The sequence below is a fragment of the Embleya sp. NPDC059213 genome, from assembly GCF_042754445.1.
GTDB lineage: Bacteria > Actinomycetota > Actinomycetes > Streptomycetales > Streptomycetaceae > Embleya.
The window spans coordinates 1-10,163 of the sequence record NZ_JBHZAV010000265.1; the positions used below are offsets into that span (position 1 = coordinate 1).

Annotated in this window: 7 protein-coding genes and 1 pseudogene; 7 read left to right on the forward strand and 1 reads right to left on the reverse strand. The window is 76.3% G+C overall.

Annotated features, from left to right (window positions below; all coding sequences use genetic code 11):
- The 7 genes and pseudogenes from ACFXMF_RS44340 to ACFXMF_RS44370 all read left to right on the forward strand — a co-directional run.
- Positions 1–1,619, forward strand: a pseudogene (locus tag ACFXMF_RS44340) (hypothetical protein); the annotation flags it as partial.
- Positions 1,616–2,530 carry a hypothetical protein gene (locus tag ACFXMF_RS44345; RefSeq protein WP_379988961.1) on the forward strand — a complete coding sequence of 305 codons (915 nt, stop codon included), beginning with the start codon at positions 1,616–1,618 and terminating at the stop codon, positions 2,528–2,530. The pseudogene ACFXMF_RS44340 and the gene ACFXMF_RS44345, both read left to right, overlap by 4 nt.
- Positions 2,527–3,495 carry a hypothetical protein gene (locus tag ACFXMF_RS44350; RefSeq protein ID WP_360318098.1) on the forward strand — a complete coding sequence of 323 codons (969 nt, stop codon included), beginning with the start codon at positions 2,527–2,529 and terminating at the stop codon, positions 3,493–3,495. Before ACFXMF_RS44345 ends, ACFXMF_RS44350 begins: the two co-directional genes overlap by 4 nt.
- Positions 3,492–5,390 carry a phage tail protein gene (locus ACFXMF_RS44355; RefSeq protein ID WP_379988960.1) on the forward strand — a complete coding sequence of 633 codons (1,899 nt, stop codon included), beginning with the start codon at positions 3,492–3,494 and terminating at the stop codon, positions 5,388–5,390. Before ACFXMF_RS44350 ends, ACFXMF_RS44355 begins: the two co-directional genes overlap by 4 nt.
- Before the next feature lie 6 nt (positions 5,391–5,396).
- Positions 5,397–7,361, forward strand: coding sequence for a hypothetical protein (locus ACFXMF_RS44360; protein WP_379988959.1), 1,965 nt, complete (start codon positions 5,397–5,399; stop codon positions 7,359–7,361).
- Between the two features lie 118 nt (positions 7,362–7,479).
- Positions 7,480–8,652: a hypothetical protein gene (locus ACFXMF_RS44365; protein WP_360318092.1), complete on the forward strand. Its 1,173-nt coding sequence runs from the start codon at positions 7,480–7,482 to the stop codon at positions 8,650–8,652.
- 331 nt (positions 8,653–8,983) lie between these two features.
- Positions 8,984–9,385: a peptidase inhibitor family I36 protein gene (locus ACFXMF_RS44370; RefSeq protein WP_360318089.1), complete on the forward strand. Its 402-nt coding sequence runs from the start codon at positions 8,984–8,986 to the stop codon at positions 9,383–9,385.
- A gap of 49 nt (positions 9,386–9,434) precedes the next feature.
- Here ACFXMF_RS44370 and ACFXMF_RS44375 read toward each other — a convergent pair whose 3' ends face one another.
- Positions 9,435–9,908 (reverse strand): GNAT family N-acetyltransferase, encoded by a 474-nt coding sequence (locus ACFXMF_RS44375; RefSeq protein ID WP_360318087.1) that lies wholly within the window; start codon positions 9,906–9,908, stop codon positions 9,435–9,437.
- Positions 9,909–10,163 lie beyond the last annotated feature (255 nt).

Sequence of the window (10,163 nt, forward strand, 5' to 3'; positions counted from 1 at the left end):
GGTGTGGGTCGGAGCTGTGTGTGGACGGGGTCTGGCAACCGCTCGGGGATGTGGTGGATCGCACTGCGGCGTTGAGCCGATCCGGTGCCGTGCGGCTGCGGATCGGGTCGGCCGGGCTGCCGGTCGAGCCGCTCGGCGCGGCCGGGAGCCGGGCCTGGTTGCGCTGCCGGCTCGACCGGGGCCGGCCCGACGCGCCGCCGCGGGTGCGCCGGGTGGTCGCCGACGCGGTCGAGGCGGTCCTGGCCACGGCGGCCGTCGGCGGCTACGACGTCGCCCCGACGGCCGTGCTCGTCGGCGCGGCGGCCCTGGTCGAAGGCGCCCTGGTGCCGCTGGCGATCACCGTGGACGCGGCGCGCCTGGTACGTACCGTGCGGACCGACGACCCGGCCGCGCCGGTGGTGCGGATCCTGCGCTGGATCGCGCCGACGTCGGCGGCCCCCGGGCGACTGGTGGCCGAACTCGTCGCGGCGGGCGTCGGCGACGGCGCACCCGAGCAGACGTTCGTCCTGCCCGGCGGCGCGATCGCGCCGGACGGGGCGACGCCGGGGCCGTACCGGGTGTGGTTGGCCGATCCGGCGGGCGGCGTCGAACCGGTCCGGCTGGTCCCCGATCTGGACGCGGCCGGTCGCACCGACCTGCACGCCGTGCTCGACGCCCCGACCGGCACGCTCACCTTCGGCGACGGCCGCGCGGGCCGAGTGCCCGAACTCGGCCGCACCGTGCTCGCCGCCTACCGCACCACCTCCGGAGCGCGCGGCGCGGCCCTGGCCCCGCCCGCGCCCGTGGTCCTCGCGCCCGACGCCCGCACCCGCGTACTCCTGGGCGTGCCGCCCGCCCCCGGCGCGCTCACCGTCACCCTGGTCGGCCCGGCGGTGGGCGGCGCCGACGCCGAGGACACCGCCGCCGCCGCGGCCCGCGCCGAACGGGCGCTGTGGGCGCACGAACGCCTCGTGGACGCGCTCGCCGCGACCGACGCCCACTCCCTGGACGAACTGCCCCGCGCCGCGGTGCTTCGGCTCGCCCCGCCCGAACGCGCGGTGACCCTGGCCGGCGTCGAGCGCTGCGCCCTGGACACCCCCGGCGCCCGGATCGCCCGGGTCCGCGCGTTCGCCGAGACCGACCCGCGGCTGCCCGGCCTGGTCGCGGCGGGCTGCGTGAGCGTGGTCGTGCTGCCCACCCTCCCGCGAGGCCGCCCCGAACCCACCGCCGGCCTGCTGCGCGTGGTGCGCCGACACCTGGCCGGGCTGCGCACCACCGGCACCCGCCTGTTCGTCACTGGGCCGCGCTATGTCGTGGTGAGCGCGGAGGTGAGCGTGGCGCTGCTCCCGGGCGCCGATCCGGGCGCGACGACCGCAGCGGTCCGGGCCGCGCTGGACACGTTCCTGCACCCGATCACCGGCGGACCACACGGCACCGGTTGGCCGTTCGGCCGCGACGTACACCGCAGCGAGGTGCTGCGCGTGCTGGACGAGGCCCCCGGCGTGGACCACGTCACCGCCCTCGCACTGCGCGCCGACGACGGCCCCCCGGGCTGCGCCGGCCTGTGCGTGCCACCGACCGCGCTCGTGGTCCCCGGCACCCACACGGTGCGTACCGCCCGCGCGGAGGTGGGTCGATGACCGGGGTCGCGGATCGGGTGGTCGAGGAGTCCGGGGTGCGGTTGGGGGCCGCCGATGTGCGTGACCTCACCGCGAACGAGGCGACGGTCCTGGCTCGGCACACCCGCGCCGCGCATCGCACGTGGGGTGTCGCGGTGGGGCTCGAAGTGTGGGCGATCGGTGACGGGCGGGTGCTGGTCGAACCCGGCGTGGCGCTCACGCGTGCCGGGGAGTTGGTGGTGCTCGGTGCCGATGACGTGGTCTCGGTGTCGGTCGCGGGGTCCGGGCCGGTGTCGGTGGTGTTGCGTCCCGAGCGGGGTGGGCCGCGGGGGCGGGCGTGCCTGGTGGAGCCCGGTGGTGTCGCCGGGCCGGGGGACGTGCCGCTCGCGGTGTACCGCACCGACACCGGCCGGTTGCAGGTCGGCGACGGGGCCCGGCGCAGCGCGCACCGACCCGGTCCGACCGTGGTGCTCGCGGGGCGGGCGGCCCGGGGTGCGATCGCGGCCGAGGGCTCGCGCGCGCAGTGGTCGGCGCGGGTCGACTTCGCGCGGGCGTTCGCCGACGTGCCACAGGTCTTCGTCACCGCCGAGGGGCCGTCGCCGGCCGGGACCGGCGGCAGCACCGTGCAGGTCGCGGAGGTCGACCGGACCGGTTTCCGCGTCGTCGTGCGGCACGCGCTGCCCGAGTCCGGCGACGTCGACGAGCAGCCGAAGGTCTCGGCCGTGCCGATCGCGTTCGCCTGGACGGCCGTGCTCGGCGCGCGACCGGTCCCGGCACTGTCCGGGCCGGCCGACCCGCCGTGCCCGGTGCCGTGTACCCGGCCGGTGGTATACGTGCCGCGCGGACTTCGCGGTCCGGCGGCGGTCGAGGGCCGTGCCGGTGATCCGCCCGGCGTTCGGCCGGGTCCACGAGTGAGGGGAACGTCCGCATGACCGGCCCGACCACGAGTGGCGCGGCGCTGCCGCCGACCCATCGCCCGACCTTCTTCGGCGGCCAAGTGCTCGCCGCCGCCGACCTGAACGACGCGGTCGCGGTGGAGCGTTCGCGGCGCTGGTTGCACAACCGGGTGCTGCACGGGTGGGGTGTGGCGCTCGGTCTGGAGGTCACCGGTGCCCGGGGCGCCAAGCGGGTCGCGATCGGTGCGGGCTACGCGCTGGACGCGTTCGGCCGGGATCTGATCCTGTCCGACGGCGCCGAGTTGGACGTGCCGGCGGTGGCCGCCGGGCCGGACGGCGGCGACGTGGTGTTCTGCCTGACGTTGCGCTGGACCGAGGACGACGAGGCGGATGTGCGCACCCGGGCCGGCGCCTGCGGGGTGGTCGGGGCGGTGCGGTTCGCCGACGGCCCGACGGCCGCGTGGCGGACGCCGGCCGAACTGCGCGAAGGGCTGGACGTGTTGCTCGCGACGGTGGCGGTGCGCGGCTGCGCGCTGACCGCGCCGCCCGATCCGGCCGGGCGCCGGGTGCTGGCGGTGCTGCCGACGCCGTACGTGGCCACGGGTGCGACGAGTGCGTTCGGCACCGTGTGGACGGCCGTCCAGGACTCGGCCTCGGGGGTGGTGATCGGGCTGCGCACGGTGGTGGACACCGCTGCGGCGGGGTTCGGGGACACGCCCGCCTACACGGTCCGGCTGGATGGCGACCGGGAGTTGAGTGCGTCCGCCGCGCCCGGTGGTCAGGCGTGCGTGCTCGACGGCACGCCGTATGTGGCCGACGCGGAGCCGGGGCGGCTGACCGTGCTGGTGCCGCTGCCCGCCGGGCGGATCGGCGGTGTCGTCGGGGGCACCACGACGTTGCCGCTCAATCCGGCCGCGGTACTCGCGGACCTGGAGACGCCGAACCTGGTGCGGAGCGAACTGGGTTGGCACATCGCGTGGATGGGGGTGGAGGGGGCGTGAGCGGCGTGGCCGGCTACCGCTGGGTCAACGCGCTGGGGCGCTGGCCCGGAGCCCGCTTCGAGGGGGTGTACGCGGACGGCGAGCGGGTGGTACTGAGCCCGGGTACGGCGGCCCTGGAACCGATCGCGAGCGCCGATCTCGATCCGGCGGGTGGGCCGTTGGGGCTGGTGGTCGCGGCCGACGGCACGATCGTGGTCGCCGATCCGGGGCACGGCCGGGTGTTGCGGGTGGACGGCTGCGACCACGTGGTGTGCGTGCTGGGCTGTTTGGACGTGGCGACCGGCGATCCGGCGGCGCCGCGTCGGCCGCGCGGGTTGTGGCTGCTGGACGGCGGGCGGCTGTTGGTGGTGGGGGACGAGCCGGACCGGGCGCGGGGTGTGGTCGTGCGCGCCGACACCGGCGAGTACCTCGCCCCGTGGACCGACCCGCCGCCCGCCGAGGATCCGGTGCTGCGCGCGGCCCGGGAGCGGGTCGGCGGCCTGGCCGCGGTCCGGGTGCCCGAGGGGGTGCTCGTGGCCGGCGGCGCCCGGCAGCGACCCGGACCGGGGGTCGTGCTGGTCCCGGACGACGGCGCGCCGGCCCGGCTGGTGGCCGCCGGCGACCTCGCCGGGATCGCCGTCGACCGACGCGGGCGGGTGTTCGTGGCCGGCCCCGGCGGGATCGCCCGACTGGGCCCGCGGCGTACCGGTACCCGCGGCGTCGTCGTGCTGCCCGCGCCGATCGAGCCGCCCGGCATCGAACACTGGGACCGCGTCCGGGTGTTGCTCGCCGAACCCGCGCCGCCCGGCACGCACGTACGGTTGTGGACCATGCTCGCGCCCGCCGGCGCCCCGCCCGATCCGCCCGATCCGGCGAGCGCGGATCCGGACGACGCGCCGGTGCCGACCGCCCCGGGCCGTTGGCGGGCCGGCCCGTTGCCGGGCCTGGACGTACGCGTACTGGTCGGCCCCGCCCCGTCCGGGGCCCGGTTGTGGATCGCGGTCGAACTGCTCGGCGACGGACGCGGCACCCCGCGCGTGGACGACGTGCGGGTCGAACACGTGGGCCGGGGCCTGCTGGACGCGCTGCCCGCCGCGTACACCGGCGACGACGACGGCTCGGGCACGCTGGGCCGACTGCTGGGCCTGCTCGCCGGCGCGCACGACGCGTCGGTGCGCGAGTTGGAGGAACTGCCCGCCTCGCTCGACCCCGGCTCCGCCCCGGACCGCCCGGACGACCCGTGGCTGGACCGGCTGGCCCGCTGGGTGGACGCCGCGCCGTCGCGCCCCGCCGACCCGGCCGCCCGCCGCGCGGACATCGCCGGCGCGTACGCCGCGCACGGTCGCCGCGGCACGCCCGCCGGGCTGATCGAGGCGGTCGCCCGGGAGACCGGCGTCACCGTGCGGTTGTCCGAACCGCTGTCGGCGGCCGGCGTCTGGCGGTTGGGCAGCGGCGGCCTCGGCCGGGACACCGCGGTGCACGTCGCGGATCCGGGGCCGCCGGTGCTCGACGCCACGGCCGTGCTCGACGGCGCCCACCTGGTCCCCGCGCAGGACCGAGGACTGCCGCTGTACACCGCGTTCGCGCACCGGGTGTGCGTGCACGTCCCGCCGACCCACGCCGACGCGCTGCCCGAGATCGCCCGCGTGGTGGAACGGGAGCGCCCGGCACACGTGTTCGCCCGGGTGCGGGTCGAACGGCACGGCGCGATCCCGGGACGGGTCGGCATCGACACCCACGTGGCCGGCCCGCCGCCGGACTGGGCCGCGGGTGCCGGCCCCGCGCTCGGCACCGCGATCCGGTTGCCCGGACCGGCCCCGGCGCACGTCGGCGGTCCCGTCGAGACACGGCTCGACACGACGCTTCCCACACCAGGCGGTCGCGGGTCGACCACCCGACCATCTCCAAGGGGTTGAGCACAAGTGAGTCAGCACCGTCAGGACCACGCGGCGGACACGGGATGCGGCTGCGACGCAGGTGCGGACGGGGCTCCCGCGCCGCCGGTACGCAACCGGTTCTACCCGGGCAAGCTGATGGACGTCCGGCACTGGAACCTCGAACAGGACTACCACCGACAGACCGCCGCCACGCTGGCCCGGCTGGGCCTGGGCCCCGGCGTGTTGTGCGGCCTGGACGCGGAGTTGCAGGAGGACGGCACGGTGACCGTCTTCCCCGGCGCGGCGGTGGACGGGCACGGCCGGCTGATCGTGGTGGATCGCCCGGTGCGGATCGAGGAGCCGTACCAACCCACCGACTGCGCCGGCGCACCGCACGGCCAACCGGTTCGGGACGGCACCGTCGCGGTGCGGCTGTGTCGGCACGAGTGCGGGAGCGAGTTCGTCCGCACGCCGGTGGTGGACTGCGAGGTGCGCGAGGAGTGTGTGCCCTCGCTCACCCTGGAGCGCTTCCTGATCCGGATCACCGCGGGCGAGCCGGACGAGGTCGGGCTGAGCGAGGAGCAGTGCGCGGCGATCTTCCCCGCCCGGCCCGGCGCGCACTTCGATCGGCGCGAGCAGGTCGCGGACACGGTCGAGCACGAGTGCGGGTGCGACGACGACTGCCTGGTCCTGGCCACGGTGACCTACTCCCCGGAGGGCGCGCCGGATCTGGACGCGGTGACCGCGCGGCCGGTCGTGTACTCCAACCGGGTGTTGTTCGACCTGCTGATGTGCCTGGCCGGGCGGGTGGACGCGTGTTGCGCCGGCCGCACCCTCCCGCCTCGGATCACCGCGCTGTGGCCGCAGGTCGGCGCCGGCGCGACGCCCGCCACGTGGCGAGCGTTCGTGGCCGACAAGCGGTTGGAGATCGCCTTCGATCGCCAACTGGTCGACGCGGCGTTCGACGCGCCGAATCCGTGGCTGGGCCTGTGGCAGCTCGACCACACCGGGGCGCGCCGGCTGAAGTTGACCCGGGCCGCCGGCGCCCTCACCCGGGTCACCGTGCCGCCCGGCGGCGAGGGCGCGGCGTACACCGTCGAACTCGACGGCAACGGGCTGCTCACCCAGACCGTGTTCGTGGTCGGCTCCCGGGTGGCGGTCTCCGGGCCGCCGAAGGCACAGGATCCGGACGGCCTGGCCGTGGACCCCGATCTGGTGGGCACCGGGCTCACCGCCGAGGACCGCAACACGCTGTGGGCGATGGCCCCCGGCAACGCCAAGGACACCGGCCTGGCCGCGCTGATCGACCGGGCGCCGCTCGCCGCGGTGCCGCCGTTCCCGACCGGGAACGGCACGCAGGGCGGCGAGTTGCACGTGTTCGCGCCACCGCCCCCGCCGACCGCGAGGGTCGCGACCGGCCCGCGCCTGCTGCGGGTGTGGCCGCAGGGCGGATCGCGCCTGGACGCCGCCGGGCCGCTGCACCCGGACCTGACCCGGTTCGCCCGCGCCCCGCACGTCGAACTCACGGTGGATCGGGCGCTCGCCGACGCCGCGACGGCCGAACCGGACGGCTGGGTCCGCCTGTTCCAGGCGCTGCGCGATGGGGATCGGCTCGCCGGCTTCCGCCGCCTGGAGCTGGGATCCGGGGCGCGGCGGGGGTCCGACGCGGATCCGGAGGCGGAGTCGGTGACGTACACATTCGAGGCGGAGGGGGCGCGGCTGCCCTCCGCCGGCGAACCGGCCGCGGTGTTCCTGCTCCAGGTGCGCTCGTCGACGGCGAGCGCGGTGCCGCCGGTGGGCGCGGACGAGCCGACCCTGCCGCTGGACGCGGTCTTCGTGGGGACCGGGCTGGACAACCACACGCTCTTCTCGATCTGGTCCGGGCAGCAGAGCCTGTCGCCGGCGCCGCGGATCGCCGCGCTCGGCGCCCGGTCGAGCGTCGCGGTCGACCTGTTCGACGGCGACCCCGGCGGGTTCGTGCACCTCGCGTTCGAGGTGGCACCGCAGTGACCGCCGACCCGGGCGCCGCACGGCGCCCGCGCCCGGGAGCGCCCGGAGCGGCCCGGCGGCCCGGGAGTTCGGGCGCGCGGCGCCATCGAGACGACGCACATCGAGGAGTTGAGGGACGTTGAGCGGGCACGAGAAGACGATCCGGCCCATTGCGGTGGCCGGGCAAGGCGGCTGCGGATGCGGCTGTGACGGGGGCGGCGGCGGGGGAGGCGGCTCCGCGTCCTGCGGGTGCGGCGACTGCCTGGCCGGGAGTGCCGGCGGGCGGCTGCGCCCGCGCTGGTTCGGCGGTCAACTCGTCGGCCCCGAGGATCTGGCCCAGACCGGCGTCTGGCTGCTGGACCGGATGCGCCGGCACAACCGGGTGCTGCACGGGTGGGGCGTGGTGTGCGGGGTGGGTGTGCGCGCGGTCGGTTTCGGCGACGGCGGCCGGTTGCCCTGGCTGCTGGACGTCTCGCCCGGCTATGTGCTGGGCCCGTACGGGGACGAGATCGTGGTCGACCACCGGGTCAGGGTGGACGTGCGCGACGCGTTGCCGGGCGGCACCGACGGGTGCCCGCCGCCGGCCGACCCGTGGTGTGCGCCGGTGCGCGAGCGGCGCGACCCCGGCCGGACGTACTACCTCGCGGTGCGCTACGACGAATGCCTGACGGTGCCGGTGGCGGCGGCCGGCTGCGGCTGCGAGGACACCGCGTGCGAGTACAGCCGGGTCCGCGAGGGCTTTCGGCTCGGCGTGCTGGACACGCTGCCCGAGGTATACGTGCACGGCGAGGACGACCCGCGTGGCGAGACCACCGGTTGTTCGTCCCGGATCAACGAGACCGGCACCCGCCCGTGTCCGCCGTGTCCGAGTCAACCCTGGGTGGTGCTGGCCGACTTCACCGTCGCCGCCGACGGGACGCCGAGCGTGGACCAACTGCGCAACCGTCGATTCACCGCCTCGTTCGGCGGGTTCGGGTTCTACTGCGGGCAACCCGGTGACGGCCGGGAGGCCGTGGGTTGGACCGAGGTCACCCGCCAGGCCCTCGCGCACGCCTTCGCCTCGACCCACACCCGGGAGATCCTGGCCGCCGGCGGGCCTGCGGAGGTCCGGGGCATGCCCGCGCGCCACCTGCTCGGCGTCTCCCGGACCGCGCGGCTGGCCGACCTGCTCGGCGACCGCACGGTGGCCGACCTGGCCCGGTCCGATCCCGACGCGCTCGCCGAGGCGGCTCGCGCGGCCGAGGTCGCCCCCGCCCCCGTCCTGGAGGCCATCGATCGGGCCAACCTGGTCCTGCGGCTGACCGCCGACTGAGCAGCGGGCGGAAAACGATGGCGAGGTTGCCCGATCACCGTGTTCTCCGGCCGGATGGTGTCCATGGACCGGCTGGTCGACCGCGAGCAGGGGTGGGCGACGGCCCAAATACCGGTGCCGGGACCGGTGTTCGACCTCATCACGGGCGACTGCGTGCGGGGCCGGTCGCGGTCGGCGCCCGCACCCAATTCGCCGACTCCCCGCAACGGCTCGCCCGAGTCGGCGGCATCGGCGGCCCGACCATGATCGGCCTCTGCGTCACCGGCCGCAAGGATCATGCCCGGTCCGGCATTTCGTCCGCCGGGTCATCGAGAGTGAGGACACTCGCGTGATGTGCACATCGGGCACCGGTGCCGCGGCGGCAGCCGGCCTGCTCGTGGGCGTGTTGGCCCTCGCCCCGACCGCCTGCGCGGACGCCGTCGACCCGGAGTCGTGCCCGGCGGCCAGTCTGTGTGTCCACAGTGGCCACGACCTCACCGGGACGCGAACCGTGGTGCCCGCGCGGGACATCGAGGAGCACGGCGACGCCGGATACACCGTCACCGGCCCGGCGCTCTCGATCGCCAACCGCACCGGGTTTCCGGTGTTGTACGGCGTCCGTCACCCGGTCGTCTGCATCCGGTTTCCCTGCTACCAGTACACGGTGCACGGCCGGATCGAAGCCGGACGGGACCTGGCCGTCGCCGATTCGGCCGGGCAACCCCTCGTCGTCGGCCGGGACTACGGCCCGTAGCGCGGGAGTCGGGCCGGCACACCGGCGCCCGTCGTCCGGCGAGCCCCGCTCAGCCGGGTGGCGTCGGGCGAACGAGTTTGAGCAGGATCTCGTCGTGGGCCGCGTCGGCGCGACGGCTGTGTTCGGTGAAACCGACGTGGGCGTAGAAGCGGCGCGCCCGGCTGTTCTTCTCGTACACGTCCAGCGTCAACGCGCTGTGCAGCGTCGCCGCGTGTTCGACGAGCAGCCGGCCCACGCCGGTGCCCTGGGCCTCGGGCGCCACGAACAGGCCGCCGATCTCACCGCAGACCACGCCGTCGATCTCGCCGAGGATGAGCCCGAGCAGCCCGACCACCCGACCGTCGGCCTCGGCGACCCAATTGTCGGCGTGCACGAGGTAGGTCTCGCGCATCTCCCGCTCGCGCTCACCCGCGCCTTCGTTCGGGATGAACGGATGCGCGATGCGGCTCGCCCGGGACCAGACGTCGACGGCGGCGTCCGCGTCGACGGGAAGGCAGGGACGAATCCTCGGGGCTTCGGACATACGCGCGACGCTATCCCACCCGACCGCACGCCGCCGCCGCCGGGTCCGGCCGGGCAGCCCATCTGCGCGGCGTGGAGCGGGACTTGGCGCGACGCGGTCGGCGGGGTGGAGTACCCGGCCGGGTGCACCACGGCGGATCCGCCGGTGGCGATCGGCGGCATCGACCACCGGGTCCGCGATTCGGCCGGAACCCGCCGGCAACTCGCCGTGCACCCGGGGCGGGTGGCGGGTGGTGCGCCGCCGCGGCCGGCGGGG

Excerpts from the sequence above, each read along its gene's own strand:
- ACFXMF_RS44345 (WP_379988961.1), top strand. The coding sequence starts at position 1,616 with ATGACCGGGGTCGCGGATCGGGTGGTCGAGGAGTCCGGGGTGCGGTTG.
- ACFXMF_RS44350 (WP_360318098.1), top strand. The coding sequence starts at position 2,527 with ATGACCGGCCCGACCACGAGTGGCGCGGCGCTGCCGCCGACCCATCGC.
- ACFXMF_RS44370 (WP_360318089.1), top strand. The coding sequence starts at position 8,984 with ATGTGCACATCGGGCACCGGTGCCGCGGCGGCAGCCGGCCTGCTCGTG.
- ACFXMF_RS44375 (WP_360318087.1), bottom strand. The coding sequence starts at position 9,908 with ATGTCCGAAGCCCCGAGGATTCGTCCCTGCCTTCCCGTCGACGCGGAC.